The 17,862-nt window shown below is 61.3% G+C and carries 19 protein-coding genes; 10 read left to right on the forward strand and 9 right to left on the reverse strand.

Going from position 1 to position 17,862, the window contains the following annotated elements; translation table 11 throughout:
- Positions 1-71: 71 nt before the first annotated feature.
- Positions 72-1,352, reverse strand: a complete 1,281-nt coding sequence (locus tag AC0969_RS10455) for an ABC transporter substrate-binding protein (RefSeq protein ID WP_479624085.1) — start codon at positions 1,350-1,352, stop codon at positions 72-74.
- A gap of 297 nt (positions 1,353-1,649) precedes the next feature.
- Positions 1,650-2,636, reverse strand: a complete 987-nt coding sequence (locus tag AC0969_RS10460; protein ID WP_479624086.1) for a hypothetical protein — start codon at positions 2,634-2,636, stop codon at positions 1,650-1,652.
- Between the two features lie 508 nt (positions 2,637-3,144).
- Between AC0969_RS10460 and AC0969_RS10465 the strand changes: the two genes are divergently transcribed.
- Positions 3,145-4,164 (forward strand): substrate-binding domain-containing protein, encoded by a 1,020-nt coding sequence (locus AC0969_RS10465; RefSeq protein WP_479624087.1) that lies wholly within the window; start codon positions 3,145-3,147, stop codon positions 4,162-4,164.
- Between the two features lie 53 nt (positions 4,165-4,217).
- Here AC0969_RS10465 and AC0969_RS10470 read toward each other — a convergent pair whose 3' ends face one another.
- The 6 genes from AC0969_RS10470 to AC0969_RS10495 all read right to left on the reverse strand — a co-directional run bounded on the left by AC0969_RS10470 (position 4,218) and on the right by AC0969_RS10495 (position 9,030).
- A complete protein-coding gene (locus AC0969_RS10470) occupies positions 4,218-5,354 on the reverse strand; it encodes a tRNA nucleotidyltransferase/poly(A) polymerase-related protein (RefSeq protein ID WP_479624088.1) in 1,137 nt (378 codons plus the stop codon).
- Positions 5,354-6,043: a glutathione S-transferase family protein gene (locus AC0969_RS10475; protein ID WP_479624089.1), complete on the reverse strand. Its 690-nt coding sequence runs from the start codon at positions 6,041-6,043 to the stop codon at positions 5,354-5,356. The genes AC0969_RS10470 and AC0969_RS10475 overlap by 1 nt, the downstream gene beginning before the upstream one ends.
- A gap of 238 nt (positions 6,044-6,281) precedes the next feature.
- Positions 6,282-6,569, reverse strand: a complete 288-nt coding sequence (locus AC0969_RS10480; protein ID WP_479624090.1) for an H-NS histone family protein — start codon at positions 6,567-6,569, stop codon at positions 6,282-6,284.
- Between the two features lie 160 nt (positions 6,570-6,729).
- Complete coding sequence (locus AC0969_RS10485) at positions 6,730-7,656, reverse strand: ROK family protein (RefSeq protein WP_479624091.1); 927 nt, start codon at positions 7,654-7,656, stop codon at positions 6,730-6,732.
- Positions 7,657-7,669: 13 nt separating this feature from the next.
- Positions 7,670-7,864, reverse strand: coding sequence for a DUF2905 domain-containing protein (locus tag AC0969_RS10490; RefSeq protein WP_479624092.1), 195 nt, complete (start codon positions 7,862-7,864; stop codon positions 7,670-7,672).
- A gap of 2 nt (positions 7,865-7,866) precedes the next feature.
- Positions 7,867-9,030 carry a class I SAM-dependent methyltransferase gene (locus AC0969_RS10495; RefSeq protein WP_479624093.1) on the reverse strand — a complete coding sequence of 388 codons (1,164 nt, stop codon included), beginning with the start codon at positions 9,028-9,030 and terminating at the stop codon, positions 7,867-7,869.
- Here AC0969_RS10495 and AC0969_RS10500 point away from each other — a divergent pair.
- The 8 genes from AC0969_RS10500 (at position 8,988) to AC0969_RS10535 (ending at position 15,445) form a co-directional block, all read left to right on the forward strand.
- Positions 8,988-9,788: an SDR family oxidoreductase gene (locus AC0969_RS10500; protein WP_479624094.1), complete on the forward strand. Its 801-nt coding sequence runs from the start codon at positions 8,988-8,990 to the stop codon at positions 9,786-9,788. The two genes, AC0969_RS10495 and AC0969_RS10500, sit on opposite strands and share 43 nt — an antisense overlap.
- Positions 9,789-9,798: 10 nt before the next feature.
- Complete coding sequence (locus AC0969_RS10505) at positions 9,799-10,170, forward strand: dihydroneopterin aldolase (protein WP_479624095.1); 372 nt, start codon at positions 9,799-9,801, stop codon at positions 10,168-10,170.
- Between the two features lie 136 nt (positions 10,171-10,306).
- On the forward strand, positions 10,307-11,074 hold the full coding sequence (locus AC0969_RS10510) for a substrate-binding periplasmic protein (RefSeq protein ID WP_479624096.1): 768 nt from the start codon (positions 10,307-10,309) through the stop codon (positions 11,072-11,074).
- Positions 11,065-12,441, forward strand: a complete 1,377-nt coding sequence (locus AC0969_RS10515; RefSeq protein WP_479624097.1) for a GGDEF domain-containing protein — start codon at positions 11,065-11,067, stop codon at positions 12,439-12,441. Before AC0969_RS10510 ends, AC0969_RS10515 begins: the two co-directional genes overlap by 10 nt.
- An 11-nt stretch (positions 12,442-12,452) precedes the next feature.
- Positions 12,453-13,205: a substrate-binding periplasmic protein gene (locus tag AC0969_RS10520; RefSeq protein ID WP_479624098.1), complete on the forward strand. Its 753-nt coding sequence runs from the start codon at positions 12,453-12,455 to the stop codon at positions 13,203-13,205.
- 57 nt (positions 13,206-13,262) lie between these two features.
- A complete protein-coding gene (gene ttcA, locus AC0969_RS10525) occupies positions 13,263-14,192 on the forward strand; it encodes a tRNA 2-thiocytidine(32) synthetase TtcA (protein ID WP_479624099.1) in 930 nt (309 codons plus the stop codon).
- The gene (locus tag AC0969_RS10530; RefSeq protein ID WP_479624100.1) at positions 14,189-14,800 is read left to right on the forward strand and encodes a DUF4136 domain-containing protein; all 612 of its coding nucleotides are present in this window, start codon (positions 14,189-14,191) and stop codon (positions 14,798-14,800) included. Before ttcA ends, AC0969_RS10530 begins: the two co-directional genes overlap by 4 nt.
- Positions 14,801-14,803: 3 nt before the next feature.
- Positions 14,804-15,445, forward strand: a complete 642-nt coding sequence (locus AC0969_RS10535; RefSeq protein ID WP_479624101.1) for a histidine phosphatase family protein — start codon at positions 14,804-14,806, stop codon at positions 15,443-15,445.
- 53 nt (positions 15,446-15,498) lie between these two features.
- Here AC0969_RS10535 and ruvB read toward each other — a convergent pair whose 3' ends face one another.
- Entirely contained in the window at positions 15,499-16,560 is a 1,062-nt protein-coding gene (gene ruvB, locus AC0969_RS10540; protein WP_315246398.1) for a Holliday junction branch migration DNA helicase RuvB, read from the reverse strand.
- A gap of 120 nt (positions 16,561-16,680) precedes the next feature.
- Between ruvB and AC0969_RS10545 the strand changes: the two genes are divergently transcribed.
- Positions 16,681-17,856, forward strand: a complete 1,176-nt coding sequence (locus AC0969_RS10545; RefSeq protein WP_479624102.1) for a carbonic anhydrase — start codon at positions 16,681-16,683, stop codon at positions 17,854-17,856.
- Positions 17,857-17,862: the final 6 nt, after the last annotated feature.

The following is a 17,862-nucleotide window of genomic DNA, read 5'->3' on the forward strand; positions in this document are numbered from 1 at the left end:
AACGGGCCGCTGCATGGTGTCCACACAGCGGCCCGAGGTTCAACGAAAGCGACTGTTCAGGTCCAGACTGCTTAGTTCCACTTAGGCCCGCGACGGATCGCGTTCAGCTTGCCTTCCAGCTTCTTCACGCTTTCCGCGCCGGTGGACTTCTTGGACAGCACTTCGTGGGTGGCATTCCAGAAAGCGGCGGACACTTCGTTGTACTTGGCACCTGTCACGGTGGCGGGGCGGGGCACTGCACCGACAAAGGTGTCATACAGATCGCCGAAGAACGGGTTCGCGGCCAGCACTTCTTTGTCTTTGTACAGCGTGGCAATGGTGGGGTTATACGAACCACGGATGGCGCGGTCTTTTTGCACCGCAGCGCTGGTCAGGTACATCACCAGATCGGCCGACTCCTTGGGGTTCTTGGAGTACTTGCTGACCGACAACTGCCAGCCGCCCAGCGTAGCGGCGGTTTTGCCGCCCTCGCCCTTGGGCAAGGCCACCACCCCGACCTTGCCCTTGACGGGGCTGTCGGCACCCTGGCTCAGCGACCAGGCATAAGGCCAGTTGCGCATGAACACGGCATTGCCCTTCTGGAACACGCCACGGGCCTCTTCTTCGCCGTAGTTCAGCACGCCGGTAGGGGCGATGGTGCCGATCCAGCCAGCTGCGGTGTCCAAGGCCTTGGCAGCCTGGGGGTTGTTGATGGTGATCTTGCCGGTGCTGTCCACAATGTTGCCGCCGCCGAAGCTGGACACCCATTCCAGGCCGTCGCAGGTCAGGCCCTCATAGGCCTTGGCCTGGAACACAAAACCTTGCATATCGGCCATACCAGCTTTGCGCTCGCCGTCCATCACCTTGGTGGCGGTGGCGGTTAGTTCAGTCCAGGTGGTGGGGGCTTTTTCGTTGTACTTGGCCAGCAAGTCTTTGCGGTAGTACAAAACACCGGCATCGGTAAACCAGGGCATGGCCAGCAGCTTGCCGCCCACGGTGTTGTTGGCCACGATGGCGGGGAAATGCTCTTTTTCTGCGCCCTTGGCGTAAGAGCTCAGGTCCAGCAAGTGGTCTTTCAGTAAACCGGGCCACACCACGTCTACCGACAACACATCCAAATCGGTAGCCTTGGCGGCAAACATCTGGCGGAACAGGCCCAGGATGTCGCTGGAAGACTGGGGAATGCTCAGGTGCTTGACGGTGTTGCCGGTCTTGGCGCTCCACTCATCACCGGCTTTTTTGCAAAACTCGAAATCCTGCCCCACGGAGCCGCAAGAAATGGTGACGGTGACGCCCGCTGCGTGCGCACCAATAGCGCCCAAAGCGCCGAAGCTAATCAGCACGGCGGCTGCGGTTTTGGTCATTGCTGTCATGGAATGTCTCCTGTTGTGTTCGATATCTGCCGGGGTAGTGGGGCAGCTAACGCCACCCCACAAGGCCGAAGTTTTGGTGCTGTTAAAAGCCAGTGCAGTATAAATTCAAAGCGCTTTGAATTGAACACTGGGTTTACCCGAGGAAAGCCACACACACCCCATTTTTGCCACCAACCAGAACCGTTTCCCCAATGAAAAACCCACCCGAGCGGCACGCTGGGGTGGGTTTTGGAGGAGGTACAGGGCTATGCCCAAAGGCGACAGTCCTGCGGCGCAGCGACAAGCGCTGCGGGGTCCTTAGAAGGCGTAGTTCACACGGACGCGGACACCGTTGTCGTTAGCAGCAGTGTTGGAGCCACCGGCCTTGGACAAAGACACGGCTGGGGTGATCGTGGCACCCTTGATGTCAAAGAAAGGAATGGCGTAAGAAGCGTAAACGGTGGTGACCTTAGCATCAGCAACACCTGCTCCTGCGTCAACCGTACCCATCAACACACCCAGAGTGGCTGGACCGGCTTGGGCAATCAAGCCATAGCCACGTTGTTTCATGTTGGCAATGGTTTTGCCGGATGCCACGTTAGCGGTCAGGATGAAGCCGCCAAAATCGTAGCCACCGGTCAAGCCGAAGCCAGTGCGGGTCACGGAATTAATGGCCGCAACTGCATTCACTTGAAACGATGTTGGGGTCGCAGCAGCAAACGCCACAGCGGAAGTTCCGTTAGTCTTGACCGACTCAAAACCAGCAGCCAAATTCAGTGGGCCATTGGCATAAGTCAACACAGGGCGCACGCCGGTAGCTTGGCCAGCGTTCTTAGATGAAACCAAGCCCACTTCCAGACCCAAGCCGCCACCCATTTTCAAGTTTGCAGCAGCATGAAACACGTCAGAACCCATACGGCCACGCAGAGTACCCGCGTTGTAAGGACTGAAACCGGCATGGTTGACGAGCGTATCGCCAGGTGTTTGGTACAGATTGGCAGCTTCAAAACGGCCTAATTTAATATCAGCCACATCGCTGCCGAACTGACCCCACATGTCGTCGGTAGCCGTTCCACCAGTCTTTTGCGCCAACAAGCTAGCACGGCCAGCCATGAAGTATTTAGAACCCATTTTCTTGCTGGCATTCACTTCGACGCGACCGCTTTGCTTCATGCCACGGTCTTGGTTCAGGTAGGTGCTATCCAATTCCAGGTTGGCATCAAAGTCCGCAAAAGCAGAGGCAGACACCATTGCGAAAGCGGCCAGTGCGGTGGCGCGGAAAACGGTTTTGAGAGTTTGGGTCAAGGAAGTCTCCTGTGAAGTTTTAAGTTTTGCGATGGATCTGCGTCTGTGGCGGGGCTTTGCGGAGCCCTCTGCTTGCCAACGAATATGTGCAGACCTGCCGCATTTTTGGCTGCCTGTGTTTTGGAAGGGATAAGGACGAACCCCAATAGTCGGACAATTGAACCGCCTCCAAGCTACTTTTGGCATCTTTGTATACGGTATGCGCATGCAAGAGTTACCAATTGGTTACATAGACGGGCTAAAACCCGGTTTCTCCTCTCAAATTGACCGTTTTTAACCCGCTGGTCCACCCTTTCCAAAACACCCTGGAGCAAGCCACTCGGTAACGTCTATTTACAAAAATGAACCCATGAAAGCAGGTGCCATTTATTTTCCAGAGGCGCTGCGCTGCGTTGTGAAATTGCGACAATCCAGCGCAGAGGCGTCAGTACCACCCCATTCACAAGCCGTTACATTTCAACGCCATCGGCTACTATCGGCCGCCAACCCCACCCACTACGCTTCTTAGATGTCACTGAAACGGATCGCCGAAGAACTCGGCCTGTCGCTCACCACCGTGAGCCGCGCCATGAACGGCTACCCCGAAGTAGCGGCCGCCACGCGCCGCGATGTGTTGGCGGCTGCCGCCCGCATGGACTACCGGGCCGATGCCCGTGCCCGGGGCTTGGCCCTGGGGCGCGCCGATGCCGTGGGCATCGTGTTTCCTATTACCACCGGCGATTTGGGTGACCAGCAGTTTTTGCAAGTGGCATCGTCTATGGGCGAGCGCTTCGCCCAGGCGGGGTTGGACTTGCTGATTGTCTCGGCCTCGGCCAACGACGAGCTGGCGGCTTACGAGCGGGCCATCACCGGCCGCCATATTGGCGTGTTCGTGGTGCCGCGCACCCGCGTACAAGACCGGCGGCTGGAGCTGTTGCAAGCGCGCAATGTGGCGTTTGTGGCGTATGGCCGCACCGAGTCGCTGACCGCCGAGTACGCCTGGTTTGATTTCGACAACCTGGCCGGTGCCCGCATGGCCACCGACCGCCTGCTACGCCTGGGCCACCGCCGGGTGGGCTATTTGGGTGCCCCGCCGGAATACAACTTTGCCGACCAGCGCTATGCCGGTTTTTGCGCCAGCATGAAGGCGGCGGGCATTCCCATCAAACCCGTGGCGGTACAGCGCAATGCGCTGGAGCGCCGCTCGGGCTATGCCGCCATGCAAAAATTGCTGGCTCTGCCCCAGCGACCCACCGCCGTGCTGGTAGACAACAATCTGGCCGGTATTGGTGCGCTGCACGCGGTGCTGCATTCTGGTCTGGTGCTGGGGCGCGACCTGTCGGTGATCGTGTACGACGGGCTGGGTTCCGATTCCGTGGTGCGCACCACGGTCACAGCGGTGATGCAACCCACCCCCGCCACTACCGGTGTGGCCTTGGCCGAAATGACCCTGGCACGCCTGCGCGGCGAGCCGCTGGAGTCGCTGCAAAAACTGTGCATGCCCGAGCTGGAAATTGGCGACAGCGACGGGCCGCCACTTGCCAGCTAACTTTCATGCCGGGATGCCGCGCACCCCGGCTTACGAAAGTTTGTTCTTTCACGTTAATCGCACAGCCTTGCATCTTTGATCGCCGCCACCCGCGCGGCATGGACCAGCACCCCAATCTCTTGGCCTTGCACGCCGTTGGCCTGGGCCGCTTTGGCGATGGGTTCGGTGGCTACCGACTGTGCGGCTTGCAACACCTGTAGCCAGTGTGCGCGCAGCGGATAAGCCGTTGCCCCACGCCCCCGCGCATCACATTCGCAGGCCAGCAGGGCATCCGCAAAGCGCTGGGGTTTACGCAAGGCATCCGCCCGCTCCAATAAACGCAAGGCGGCAGCGGCGCTGGTGTCCAGCCCTTGGTGGAGGTTGCCCTTCTCGCGGGCGACCAGCGCGGCAAGGTCGCGGCAGTCGTTGGGCACGCGCAAAATTAAATAGGGGTCAGACCCCCATTCCAAGCAGGCAAAGCGCACCGGCAGTGGTGCGTGCAGCCGGGCTGCGGTATCCAGCACTGGCATGGCATGCAGGTCGGTAGCGAGGTCTTTGGGCAGCAGCCGCTCCAACGCGCCGCAGTCGCGCAGCACCGCGAACATGCGCGAAGGCTGCGGCTCCATCAGGCCACGGGCCAGCTCTTGCCACACGCGTTCGGGCACCAGGGCATCGACCTCGCCTGCGGCCACCATCTCAATCATCAGGTCCATCGTCTCGGGGGCCACGGTGAAGTCGGCGAAGCGGGCGGCAAAGCGGGCTACGCGCAAGATGCGTACCGGGTCTTCGCGGAAGGCATCGGTGACATGGCGCAGCACTTTGGCGTGCAGGTCACGCTGGCCGCCAAAGGGATCGGTCAGGTCCGAAAAATTTACGTCTAATTGGCCACTAGCGCTTATTTCACTTGCGCTAGCAGCTATTGAATTAATAGTAAGGTCGCGCCGGGCCAGGTCTTGCTCCAGGGTCACATCGATGGCGGCGTGGACCGCAAAGCCGTGGTAGCCGGGAGCGGTTTTGCGCTCGGTGCGGGCCAGGGCGTATTCCTCATGGGTGCGCGGGTGCAAGAAAACCGGGAAGTCTTTGCCCACCGGAAGGTAGCCCTGGGCCAGCAGCGCCTCGGGCGTAGCGCCCACAACCACCCAGTCGCGGTCACCGCCGGTGCGGCCCAACAAGGCATCGCGGACCGCGCCGCCGACAAGATAAATGTGCATCAGGCCAGTTTAGCGGCCCGGTAGGGTTCCTCGAAGTCGAGAAAGTCGTGCTCTGCCAAGGCATCTTTGGTCCATGCCTGCACGCTGGGCAGGGCGATGACACGGTCCACATAGGCCTGGATGGCGGGCGGCAGCGGCAGTGCATAGCCATTCAGGCGCATGCACACCGGGGCAAAAAACGCATCGGCAATGCTGAACGCACCGAACAGCATGGGGCCGCCGTAGGTATCGAGCAGGGCGCTCCACATGGCCACCAGGCGGGCCACGTCGGCGCGCACGGCGGGCTGGTCGCGCCAGATGATCTGGCCCACCTCGGGCAAATGGGCTTCGATGTTCATGGGGCAGTGGCTGCGCAGGGCGCTGAAGCCGGAATGCATTTCGGCACAGACGCTGCGGGCCCGGGCGCGGGCTTGGGGGTCGCGCGGCCAGAGATTTTTATCGGGATATTGCTCGGCCAGGGTCTCGGCAATGGCCAATGTGTCCCAGACGGCGAGTTCACCGTCCACCCATACAGGCACTTTGCCCACCGGATTCACCGCATGCACGGTGGCTTTGAACTGCGAGTCGGCGTTGAATGAATCAAACCGCACATAGACTTCTTCAAACGGAATACCCATCTGCACAAGCAGTACCCACGGGCGCATGGACCACGACGAATAATTTTTATTACCAATGTAAAGTTTTTGCATCGTAGCTCCTGAGAATAAAGAAGGGTTTTACGTAGAAACCTTGTTGAAACAACAGCTTATCGCAAGTTTGGCGGGGTATTGATGCAAAAACAGCGCCGGATTGATGCCCCGTATCTGCGCACGGGCACGGGATGGTATGTTTAGAAGCAGCCCCGCAGAATGCAAAAAGCCTGGTCAACGGACCAGGCTTTTGAATATCTTCTATTGCCCGCAGAATGCGGACTAGCAAGAAGCGGACTTAAGCAATCAGAAACTGCTCGCGGTCCAGATTTTGAATCCACTTTGGTGGTTTGCCACGGCCGGTCCAGGTGTCACCGGTCAAAGGGTTGCGGAACTTGGGGGCCACCTTGGTGACGGATTTAGCACGGGGTTTACCCGCACCAAAAATATCATCAGCAGTCAAACCAAAATCGGCCACCAAGGCTTTTACTTTTTCAATGGCATCGGCATTTTCAAGCGTGTGGGCTTGCTTGATTTGCTGTTCCAGGAGTGCGCGTTGCTCTAGAAGTTCTTTGTAGGTTGGCATTTTATTTTCCAGATATTTCGAGGATTACGATCGAGAAACTTATTATAACCGTCGAAATAAAACCCCACGGACCAGTCAATTAAAAATCAGCCGACGCAGCGTATTTATTTGCGTTAGCTGGTATTTTTAAATCCAAAAAATAGCCAAACCACATCAATTTTCAGGCCAATGCCACGGCGGCGTAATCGCCGACCTTATCGGCCAATCCGGCGGGCACCAGCACTGCACCGGCGGTTAATGCGGGCAAATGGGCATCAATATGGGCTTGCAGGCGCGGCAGCAGAAATTCTCGGTTATGCCAAAACACACTGCCACCCAAACTAATGCGCTGCAGGTCCAGCGTGGCCACCAGGTTGTACAGGGCGCGGCCCAGCACGCGGCACAGGCTATCGACGATTTCCAGGGCCGCAGCATCGCCTGCGCGGGCGGCTTGGAACAGCACCGGCGCTTCCTGGCCAAAGCGGCGGGCGATGGCGTTGCCTGCCACCAAACCTTCTACATCGCCGACGTTGCCGCAGCCGCAGAGTGCATCCATGTTGTCACTGACAAACATGTGGCCCGCGTGGCCCGCATTGCCGTTTTTGCCGCGCAGTACGTGGCCATCGACGCACAGACCCACGCCGATGCCGGTGCTCCAGGTGACGTAGGCGCAATGGTCCACGCCTTGCAGCGCACCCCAGCGGCGCTCGGCTTCCAATGCGGCCACACAGTCGTTTTCAATCCGCACGCGGGCAAAGCGGGCACCTAGCGGGGCTTCGAGCAAGGCGGTTTTCCAGTCGTTGGGCAGGCCACGCGCCGGGCCGGCCATGCCGCCGCAGATGTTGGGGCCAGCCAGCTCGATCAGGCCGTCGTTGATGATGAAGGGGCCGCACGAGGAGACTCCGGCGTTTTGCACGCTGGCGGGGTCTACCCCCAGTTCGACACAGGTTTCCTGGACCATGCGGATGATCTGTACCGCCAGCGCGTCGTTGCTGCCGGTTTTGGCGGTGGGCTCGGTGCGGCGGCCTTGCAGCACCGGCAGGTCGTCATTACCGCTGGCCAGGCTGACGGCAACCTTGGTGCCGCCGATGTCGATGCATGCTTTCATGGGAATCTTTTCGTTAGATAAATTTAGCGACCAGGCCTGCAACCAGGCTCAGGGCAATAGTGGTGGTGAATGGAAGAAACCAGGGTCTGCCAAAGAGCCGAAAGCGCAAGTCGCCCGGCAGTCTGCCAAAACCCAGCTTCTGCAACAACGGGGAAAACCAGTCAATCAGTAACAAGGCGAGAAAGATAACCAGCAGCCAGCGGAACATGGTTACAGCGTGTGCGAGCGGTCGCCCTGGGTAAAGCCCAGTGGGGCCCACTCTGGCCCCGCGCCAAAGGCCAGCACCTTGAACAGTTCGCCCATTTCGTGTTCAGTGATCAATTTGAGCGCTTGCGCACGTTCTGCGTGCGTAGCGTGCTCCATTTTTAATAGCAAACCGCAGTTCATCAAAAACCGCGCCTGGCTGGTGTAGCCCAGCACGGTCAGGCCCGCGTCTTGGCCGGCCAGGGCGATGCCGCTGAAGTTGACATGGGCGGTGATGTCTTTCAGCCCCACCAGGGCCAGCGGGTCGGTATCTGACCGGTGCTGGTAATGGCACATCACGGTGCCGGTGTTGCGCTGCGGGTGGTAGTACTCGGCCTCGGGAAAGCCGTAGTCCAGAAAGAAGGCCGCGCCTTGCGTGAGCCGGTCGGCCAAGGTGCGGATGAAGGACTCGGCCTGGGGGTGGATTTCGGTCAGGTAGTCGTGCGGGCCGTCGATCTCGGCAGGGGGGCGCAGGGCGGTGGGACGGTCTTGCCAAACGAATGCTTGGCCAGACCAGGCCACGCCGCGCTCATGCCACACGCCGCCGATACGGGCCAGCAGCTGCACCGGCATAGCGTCCAGCACCTCGTTGCCCACCACCACGGCTTGCAGGGTGGCGGGTAGTTCGGTCACCCATTGCACCTTGTCGGCAAACCGGGCCAGGCGCAGCTGCTGGCGGGCCCGCAGCGTGCCGGACACATCGACGATGCAGTAGCGCTGCACCTGCTCGCCCAGGGTTTCCAATAATTGCAGCGCCAACGCACCCGAGCCCGCGCCAAATTCCCACACCTCGGTGGTGCCGGTTATCTGCAAGGCCTGCGCCACCTGGGCCGCCAGGGCCTGGCCGAACAAGCCAGACAGCTCGGGCGCGGTAACGAAGTCGCTGCCGTCAGCATCCTGGCTACCGAACTTGGGGCGGTCGTTGGCGTAGTAGCCCAAACCGGGGTGGTACAGGGCCTGGGCCATGAATTGGTCGAAGGGAATCCATCCGTCGGCGGCCACAGACGACGTAATGGCCTGCCGGATCTCGGTTTGGAGCGTGCTCGTTAAACTGGGGGGTGTTTTTTCCACCCCCAGATTGTCTCTGAATGTTGCCTCCAAACCTGCCCCCTCCCCCAGCTCGTACTGCATTGGTAACTGGCGCGGGCAAACGGCTGGGCCGCGAAATCGCGCTGGCGCTGGCGGCGGGCGGCTGGCAGGTGGCGGTGCATTACCGGCATTCGGAGCAAGATGCTATACAAACTGTAGCTGACTGCGCAGGTATTACATGCGCTAGCGGCCTAAAACACCATAAATTCCAGGCCGATCTGGCGGATGAGGCCGCCGTGCGCGCCCTGCTGCCTCAGGTGGTGGCGCACTTTGGCGCGGTGGATGCGGTGGTGAATTGCGCGTCTACCTTTGAGCACGACAGCGCCGCCACCTTCGGCTTTGCCGCGCTGGAGCAGCATCTGCGCAGCAACACCGGCGCACCGATTTTGCTGGCCCAGGCCCTGCACAGCCACCTGCAAGCGCGCCATGCAGTCGGCGCGGTGGTGAATCTGCTAGACCAGAAGCTGTGGAACCTGAACCCCGATTTCTTCAGCTACACCTTGTCAAAAGCCGCGCTGGAAGTGGCCAACACCATGCTGGCCCAGGCCCTGGCCCCGCATGTGCGGGTGGTGGGCGTAGCCCCCGGCCTGACGCTCAAAAGCCACATGCTGAGCGACGAAGAATTTGCCGTGCTGCACCAGATATCGCCGCTGGGCCGCTCGTCCACCGCCGCCGATGTGGCGGCCACGGTGAAGTTTGCGCTAGAAAACGCGTCGATTACCGGCACCACCCTCTTGGTGGACGGTGGCCAGCACCTAATGCAATTCGAGCGCGACTTCTCCTTAATGGATCTCACCTAATAACAAAACCATGTCCCACACCACCGGCAACCAAACCCTGCAACTCACCGGCCTGCGCTTCAACGCCAACCTGGGGATTCTGGAGTCCGAAAAAATCGCGCCTCAGCCCATCCTGGTGGATGCTGAGCTGAACCTGGGCCCGCAGCCGCTGCAACCCAGCGACGACGACATCCACCACGTGCTCGACTACCGCCGGGTGCGCCAGATCATCATCGACGACTGCACCGCCGAGCACGTGAATCTGCTGGAGAGCCTGATCGGCAAGCTGGCCATGCGGCTGATGCAGTTGCCCGGCGTGCTGGGCGTGCGCGTCAAAATCGCCAAGCTAGAGATTTTTGACGACTGCGAAGTCGCCATACGGGTGGAAGCCGGGCAGTGGTAAATCCAAAACGAAGCCAAACACCGCCGCAGTTGCCATAAGATCGGTGCTGCGTCCGCGCCACGTGACAAAACTGCACGGGTTGTTGCTGCACACAACCATAGCGCCATGAACTGAATGGACCGCCCTGGAGATTTGCATGCTTTTTTCAAACACCCCAGCCACCGCCCGCCGCAACGCCTTGCTTGTGGGGCTGTGGACATGGGGTTTTCCGGGCCTGGCGGGCGAAACCATCCAGGTGGTAACCGAGGAATATCCGCCCTATAACTACACCGAGCACGGCAAGATCACCGGTCTGGGGACCGACGTGGTGCAGGCGGTCTTGAAAGAGATCCAGATCGAAGGCCATTTCCAATCCCTGCCCTGGGCACGGGCCTACGAGACCGCACAAAACAATGCCCGCGTGTTGATTTATTCCATCAACCGCTCCAAAGAACGCGAAAAGCTGTTTAAGTGGGTGGGTATCATCGCCCCCAGTGACTACTACCTGTTTTCACTAAAAAGCCGCAATCTTCGGCTAGACAGCCTGGAAGCCGCCAAAGAGCTGCAAATCGGCACAGTCAACCAGGCCATTGGCGAGCAGTTCTTGCTTACACAAGGTTTCGAGATCGGCCGCAACCTACAATCCAGCGCCAAATATGGGTTGAACTACGAAAAACTCAAATTAGGCCGGGTGGATCTGTGGGTCGTCAATGAGCTGGGAGCGAGCTACATTGCGCGCCACGCGGGCGACGATCCCCACCTTGTCTTGCAAAAATCCCTGCACATTCCGGAGCTCAGCAGCAGCGGCAACTACATGGCTTTTGGCCTAAAAACCCCTGACGCGCTGGTCGAGCGCTTCCGCAAGGGCCTAGAAACCATCAAAAAAAACGGCACGCTTGATGCCCTGCATAAAAAATGGCTGTAACCCCTGCCGCCGCCCCGCCCACCGCCACTGCCACGTCCACATCGCTGGGCAGCAGGATGGTGCTGGCCACCCTGTTTTTTTGCCTGCTATTCACTCTGGCGGTTGCGACCGTGCGCACCTGGTCGGCATGGCAAAACAACGTCGCCCGCATGTCGGGCGAGATGGCGCTGATCGCCCAGGTCTACCAGCGCACGCTCTCCAAATCGATTTGGGAAATGGACCGCGATGCCCTGCAAACCCACATCAGCAGCATGTCCAACGTGGACTCAGTGGGGCAGGTGGTTTTGAGCCTGGAGTCGGCCAACCGCGCGCCCGAAGTACTGCGCCGCAAGCGCGACGGCTGGCTGGAATCGCCCCGCGCACCAGAACTGCACACCGTATTGCACTACGAGGCTTTTACCGGCAACACCGAGGGCGTGGGCAGCCTGGCGCTGTATGGCGATGAGCGGGTACTGTGGGCCTGGTTGCGCGCTGAAATCGCAGAAATTGTGGTGACTCAGATCGCCCAGTCCTTGCTGCTGGCCAGCCTGATCATGCTGCTGTTCAACCGGCTGGTGACGGTTCACGTCCGGCGTATCGCCCAGCACATGGGCCAACTCAGCCCGGCCAATCTGCGCCAGTTGCTGACGCTGGACCGCCCATCCACACGCCAAGATGAACTGTCCCAGCTCGTGGGCGGGGTCAACCAATTGCAAACCAAACTATTCGAATACCTGGAGCAGCGCCAGCGCGACGAAATAGAACTGCGGGCCCACCGCGACAACTTGACCGAGCTGGTGCGGGACCGCACCGCTGCCCTGGAGATGGCCAATAGCCGCCTGGAAGACACCAACACCCGGCTCGATGGCCTGGCCCGCACCGACCCGCTGACCGGGCTGGCCAACCGCCGCCAGTTCGATGAAATGAAGGAAATTGAGTTCCGCCGCGCCCTGCGCACCGGCCACCCGCTGACACTGCTGGTCTGCGACATCGACTCCTTTAAAAGCTACAACGACACCTACGGCCACGCCACCGGCGACCAGTGCCTGCGGGCCGTGGCCGCCGCCCTGGGTGCCAGCAGCGCCCGCGCAGGGGATCTGGTGGCCCGCATCGGGGGGGAAGAATTTGCCATGCTGCTGCCCGCCACCGACGCATCCCACGGCATTTTGCTAGCCGCCCAGCTACTGCGCGTGGTCGCCGACCTGGGGATTGCCCACCGCAACTCAGAGGCTGCCCCTGTGGTGACCATCAGCATCGGGCTGGCCCAGTTGGACCCCCAGCAGGTCGATAAATTCGATACGCTGTTCGAGCAGGCCGACAAAGCCCTCTACCAGGCCAAAAGCCGGGGCCGCAACCGGGTGGTGGTACACGGCCAGCCAGAGGTATAAAGGAACACAAGATGAACACAGCATGGCGCACAGGCCTTTTTGCATGGTCCGTTTTAAGCCCCCTCAGCCTATGGGCACAGCCGCTACAGGTGGTGACCGAAACCACGCCCTTCGTCTACCTGCAAGACGGAAAAATTGCCGGTCCGGCCACCGAGGTGATGGAAAAAACCTTGCAGCTGGCCGACATCAAGGACTACAGCCTGAACCTGTACCCCTGGGCCCGTGCCTACGACATGGCCCTGACCGAGCCCAACGTGCTGATTTACCTGATCGCCCGCACCACCGAACGGGAAGCCAAGTTCCAGTGGGTGGGCGAACTCATGCAGATCCGCTACTACCTGTACAAGCTGCGCGCACGTGCCGATATCCGCCCCCCCAATCTGGATGCTGCGCGCAACCACACCATCGGCGTGATGCGCGACGACCTGCGCCACCAGTACTTACAGCAGCTGGGATTTTCCCGCCTGGTGGTGTCGGCCCAAGCGGCAGAAAACTTTAACCAACTGGTCCACCGCAAGGTAGAGATGGTGCCGCTGAGCGAATCGGGGGCCGAGGCCCAGTGCCGCACCACCCACTTTGACTGCGCCAAGCTGGAAAAAGTCTTGCCGCTAGACAGTCTGACCATCGGTGTCTACATGGCCTATAGCCTCGCCACCCCCACCGCGCTGGTGGACCGCACCCAGGCCGCCTTCAAAGTGCTCAAGGCCAACGGCACGGTACAGCGCGCGATGGAGCCCAAAACCACCACCAGCAAAGCCCGCTGAAATAGCGCAACCGGCGCAGCACGGGATAATCGGCATCTTTCAGAACCGATTGCCCCCATGAGCGCCACCTGGACCCCCGACGAGCTTGTCGCCCCTATTTCCCCTGCCGCCCCCGACTTCAAGATCGAGCGGGAAACGCATAAATTAGAAAAACGCCTGTGCCGCGAGATGGGCAAAGCCATCGTGGACTACAACATGGTGGAAGAAGGCGACAAAGTGATGGTCTGCGTGAGCGGCGGCAAAGACAGCTACGCCATGCTGGACATTTTGCTCAAGCTCAAGGCTAGAGCCCCCATCCACTTTGACATCATCGCCGTCAACCTGGACCAGAAGCAGCCCGGCTTTCCCGCCGATGTGCTGCCCACATATTTGACGGCCCTGGGCGTGCCCTTCCACATCGAGAACCAGGACACCTACAGCATCGTCAAGCGCGTGATTCCCGAGGGCAAAACCACCTGCGGCCTGTGCAGCCGCCTGCGCCGGGGCATCTTGTACCGCGTGGCCGACGAGCTGGGCGCGACCAAGATTGCGCTGGGCCACCACCGCGACGACATGCTGCAAACCTTCTTTTTGAACATGTTTTTCGGCGGCAAGTTGAAGAGCATGCCGCCCAAGCTGGTCAGCGACGACGGCCGCCACATCGTCATCCGCCCGCTGGCCTATGTGACCGAAAAAGACCTGACCCGCTGGGCCGCGCACAAGCAGTTCCCCATCATCCCCTGCACCCTGTGCGGTAGCCAGGAGAACCTGCAACGCAAGCAGATCGCCCAGATGCTGCAAGAGTGGGAAAAGAAGCACCCCGGCCGCATCGAGAGCATGTTCAGCGCCCTGCAAAACGTGGTGCCCTCCCACCTGATGGACCGCAAACGCTACGACTTTGAAGGCCTGCAAACCACCGGCGTGCCCAGTGAAGACGGCGACCAAGCCTTTGATGCCCCCAGCTTTCCCCCCGCCGGTTTGCCCGGACTACAGGTAGTACATCTATGAAACTCTGGCGCACCCTCACCCTCGGCCTCACCCTTGGTATGGCCGTGCTGCTCACCGGCTGCGCCACCGCCACCCGGGTGGACAACGACGTACAAAGCTTTGCCAGCTGGACCCGCGCCGTGCCCCGCCCCCTGCCCTTCCGCTTCGAGCGGCTGCTGTCGCAGCAAACCGATGCCACCCAGCAGACCACGCTGGAGCAACTGGCCCTGCCCGCGCTGGCCCAGGCCGGGCTGGTGCTGGATGCGCCCGCCGCCCAGTTCAGCCTGCAACTCAGCACCCAAATGCTGACCGAAAGCACGTGGAACCCGCCCTACGGCCCCTGGGGACCACGTGGCCCGTGGATCGGTGGTAAGGGCATGCGTGGCCCATTTTTCCCACCCATGCCCATGGAAACCCGCAGCTACCAGCGCGTACTGAGCTTGGTGCTGCGCGACCTCGGCACCGGCCAGGTGGTGTATGAAACCCAGGCCAGCATGGACAGCCGCTGGCCCATAGCCAACGACCGGCTCCCGGCGATGGTGACGGCCGCGCTGCACGGCTTTCCGAACCCGCCGGCGGGGCTGCAACGCATAACCGTGGACACCGCACCACCCGTGAAAGCCCCTTAAAAGATGGAAGCCACCCGTATCATCGCCATCCGCCACGGCGAAACCGCCTGGAACGTGGACACCCGCATCCAGGGCCAGCTCGACATCCCCCTGAACGCCACCGGCCGCTGGCAGGCCCAGCAGCTCGGGCAGGCGCTGACCGGCGAACCCATCAGCACTGTCTATGCCAGCGACCTGTGGCGGGCCTATGAGACCGCGCTGTCGGTGGCCGGGGCGGTGGGGCTCAACATCACCACCGATGAAGGCCTGCGCGAACGCGGCTTTGGCCTATTCCAGGGCCGCACTTTCAAAGAGATCGAGGCCGAGCTGCCCGAGCAAGCCCTGCGCTGGCGCAAGCGCGACCCCGCATTTGCCCCCGAGGGCGGTGAGTGCCTGAACGACTTCCGCGACCGCGTGGTCGGCTGCGTGCAAGCCCTGGCGGCCCGCCACCCCGGCGAGCAAATCGCCGTAGTGGCCCACGGCGGCGTGATGGACGTGCTGTACCGCGCCGCCACCGGCCAGGGCCTGCAAGCCCCGCGCACCTGGACCCTGGGCAACGCCGCCATCAACCGCCTGCTGTGGACCCCCGAGGGCTTCACCCTGGTGGGCTGGGCCGATACTTTCCATCTAGAGCAGCAAGGCGCGTTGGACGAGAACACGGCATAGCACTATAAATTTAATAGCTACTAGCGCATATGGAATATGCGTTAGATGGCAATTTAATCCACGGAAAACAAGCCCCCCTCGGTCTGCGGCGGGGTGACCCCCAGGTGCCGGTAGGCGGCCAGGGTGGCAATACGGCCCCGGTTGGTGCGCTGCAAAAAGCCTTGCTGGATGAGATACGGCTCGATCACATCCTCGATCGTGTCGCGCTCCTCGCCGATGCTGGCGGCGATGTTGTCCAGCCCCACCGGGCCGCCGTCGAAGCGGTGGATCACGGCTTCCAGCAGTTTGCGGTCCATCAGGTCGAAACCTTGCGGGTCCACGTCCAGCATGGCCAGGGCGCGATTCGCGATGTCCAGCGTGATGGTGCCGTTGCCCTTCACGTCGGCGTAGTCGCGCACCCGGCGCAGCAGGCGGTTGGCGATACGCGGCGTGCCGCGCGACCGGCGGGCAATCTCGAAGCCGCCGTCGGCATCCATCGGGGCATTCAACAACCCAGCGCTGCGCTTGACGATGCGGGCCAGCTCCTCGGGCGTGTAGAACTCTAGCCGCGCCACGATGCCGAAGCGGTCGCGCAGCGGGTTGGTCAACATGCCCGCGCGGGTGGTGGCGCCCACCAGGGTGAAGGGTTGCAAATCGAGCTTGATGCTGCGGGCTGCCGGGCCTTCGCCGATCATGATGTCGATCTGGTAGTCCTCCAGCGCGGGGTACAGAATTTCTTCCACCACCGGGCTGAGGCGGTGGATTTCGTCGATGAAGAGAACGTCGTTTTTTTCCAGATTGGTCAGCAGCGCGGCCAGGTCCTTGGGCTTTTCCAGCACCGGGCCGCTGGTCTGGCGCAGGTTCACGCCGAGCTCGTGGGCAATGATGTGGCTCAGCGTGGTTTTGCCCAGGCCGGGCGGGCCGAACAACAGCACGTGGTCCAGCGCCTCGCCGCGCTTGGTGGCCGCGCCGATGAAGATTTCCAGCTGCTCACGGGCCTTGGTCTGGCCCACGTAGTCGTCAAACAGCTTGGGGCGCAGTGCCCGTTCTATCGCCTCCTCTTGCGGCGAGGTAGGGGCGGCGGAAACCATGCGCTTGGGGGGCGGCGCAGCGAAATCGTCAGTCTGGATGGACACGGGCAGGCAGTTCAAAAAAGGAGTGGGCCACTATAGCGCGGCCTTCCTGAAACACCTTGAAACACCCTGCCATATCTGGCTATAGTGCAAGCACCCCATTTTTGACACCCAGGAGTCCCCATGCCGCACCGCCAGCCTTTATCACAGCGCAGCCTGCCGCCCAGAGGCATGCGCAGCAAGGCCTTGAGCCTGCTGCTCTGCGCGGGCTTGGTGGGTGGGTCATGGGCCAGCGATGCGCCAGCAGAAAAGCAAGCAGCGCCCGGCAAGATCACCCTGCCCGCCAAGCCCGAGCCGCGCACCAGCAGCACCAAGGACGCGATGGCCGCCCAAGTACGCGAAGCGATTGAGCAAACCAACGCCAACGAAGGTAAAAAGCCCAAAAAAGGCAAGACGGCCGAACCGGCCAATATGACCATCACGATTGAGGCCGAGCCCAAAAAGGCAGCCCCCCGCAGTACGCGCGGTACCCCCTCTGCCCCGCCCGACATCGCTGCCGCCCATGCCAAGGCCAACGGCCTGTTCAATCCGGTCGATGCCAAAACCGCCGCCCGCGCTGTCGCTGCCGGACACGCCGCCACACCAAACGCTCGGAGCATGGGCTACGGCGGTAGCGAAGTGCACTGGGACTACGCGGGCAGCAACGGCCCCCAGGCCTGGTCGCAGTTAAAACCCGAATTCAACCTGTGTGCGCTGGGCCAGCGCCAGTCGCCCATCGCCATCCAGGACGGCAACACCCTGCAAGGCCCGGCCGAACCGCTGCAAATACGCTACCAACCCAGCAGCGCCATGGTGGTCAACAACGGCCACACCATCCAGGTGGATGTGGTGGGCGACAACACCCTGACCGTGCGCGGCTCCACCTACAAACTGCTGCAATTCCACTTCCACCACCCCAGCGAGGAGCGCATAAACGACCGCACCTACGGCATGGTGGCGCACCTGGTACACCGCAACATCGACGGCCAACTGGCCGTGCTGGCGGTGCTGCTCGACCCCGGCCAAGGCAATGCGCTGATCAACAAGGTATGGACCTACATGCCGCTAGACACCGGTGACCGGGTGCGCATGCCCGCCGGTCTGCTGGATCTGAACGAGCTGCTGCCGCAAGACCAGCGCTACTACCAGTTCATGGGCTCGCTGACCACGCCGCCGTGTAGCGAAAACGTGCTGTGGATGGTGCTGAAGCAGCCGGTGCAGATCAGCCCCGAGCAGTTGCGCCTGTTTAGCCAGCTGTTTCCGCTGAATGCACGGCCCGTGCAGCCCTTGAATGGCCGAGTCGTCAGAGACGCACAATAAGAGACA

It is taken from the genome of Rhodoferax sp. LB1P47, assembly GCF_056521445.1.

Bases quoted from the DNA above. Each gene is read 5' to 3' on its own strand.
- AC0969_RS10475 (WP_479624089.1), bottom strand. From the start codon at position 6,043: ATGCAAAAACTTTACATTGGTAATAAAAATTATTCGTCGTGGTCCATG.
- AC0969_RS10495 (WP_479624093.1), bottom strand. From the start codon at position 9,030: ATGCAGTACGAGCTGGGGGAGGGGGCAGGTTTGGAGGCAACATTCAGA.
- AC0969_RS10530 (WP_479624100.1), top strand. From the start codon at position 14,189: ATGAAACTCTGGCGCACCCTCACCCTCGGCCTCACCCTTGGTATGGCC.
- AC0969_RS10455 (WP_479624085.1), bottom strand. From the start codon at position 1,352: ATGACAGCAATGACCAAAACCGCAGCCGCCGTGCTGATTAGCTTCGGC.
- AC0969_RS10465 (WP_479624087.1), top strand. From the start codon at position 3,145: ATGTCACTGAAACGGATCGCCGAAGAACTCGGCCTGTCGCTCACCACC.
- AC0969_RS10545 (WP_479624102.1), top strand. From the start codon at position 16,681: ATGCCGCACCGCCAGCCTTTATCACAGCGCAGCCTGCCGCCCAGAGGC.
- AC0969_RS10515 (WP_479624097.1), top strand. From the start codon at position 11,065: ATGGCTGTAACCCCTGCCGCCGCCCCGCCCACCGCCACTGCCACGTCC.
- AC0969_RS10500 (WP_479624094.1), top strand. From the start codon at position 8,988: ATGTTGCCTCCAAACCTGCCCCCTCCCCCAGCTCGTACTGCATTGGTA.
- AC0969_RS10480 (WP_479624090.1), bottom strand. From the start codon at position 6,569: ATGCCAACCTACAAAGAACTTCTAGAGCAACGCGCACTCCTGGAACAG.
- AC0969_RS10470 (WP_479624088.1), bottom strand. From the start codon at position 5,354: ATGCACATTTATCTTGTCGGCGGCGCGGTCCGCGATGCCTTGTTGGGC.
- AC0969_RS10510 (WP_479624096.1), top strand. From the start codon at position 10,307: ATGCTTTTTTCAAACACCCCAGCCACCGCCCGCCGCAACGCCTTGCTT.
- AC0969_RS10485 (WP_479624091.1), bottom strand. From the start codon at position 7,656: ATGAAAGCATGCATCGACATCGGCGGCACCAAGGTTGCCGTCAGCCTG.
- ttcA (WP_479624099.1), top strand. From the start codon at position 13,263: ATGAGCGCCACCTGGACCCCCGACGAGCTTGTCGCCCCTATTTCCCCT.
- AC0969_RS10520 (WP_479624098.1), top strand. From the start codon at position 12,453: ATGAACACAGCATGGCGCACAGGCCTTTTTGCATGGTCCGTTTTAAGC.
- AC0969_RS10490 (WP_479624092.1), bottom strand. From the start codon at position 7,864: ATGTTCCGCTGGCTGCTGGTTATCTTTCTCGCCTTGTTACTGATTGAC.
- AC0969_RS10505 (WP_479624095.1), top strand. From the start codon at position 9,799: ATGTCCCACACCACCGGCAACCAAACCCTGCAACTCACCGGCCTGCGC.
- AC0969_RS10535 (WP_479624101.1), top strand. From the start codon at position 14,804: ATGGAAGCCACCCGTATCATCGCCATCCGCCACGGCGAAACCGCCTGG.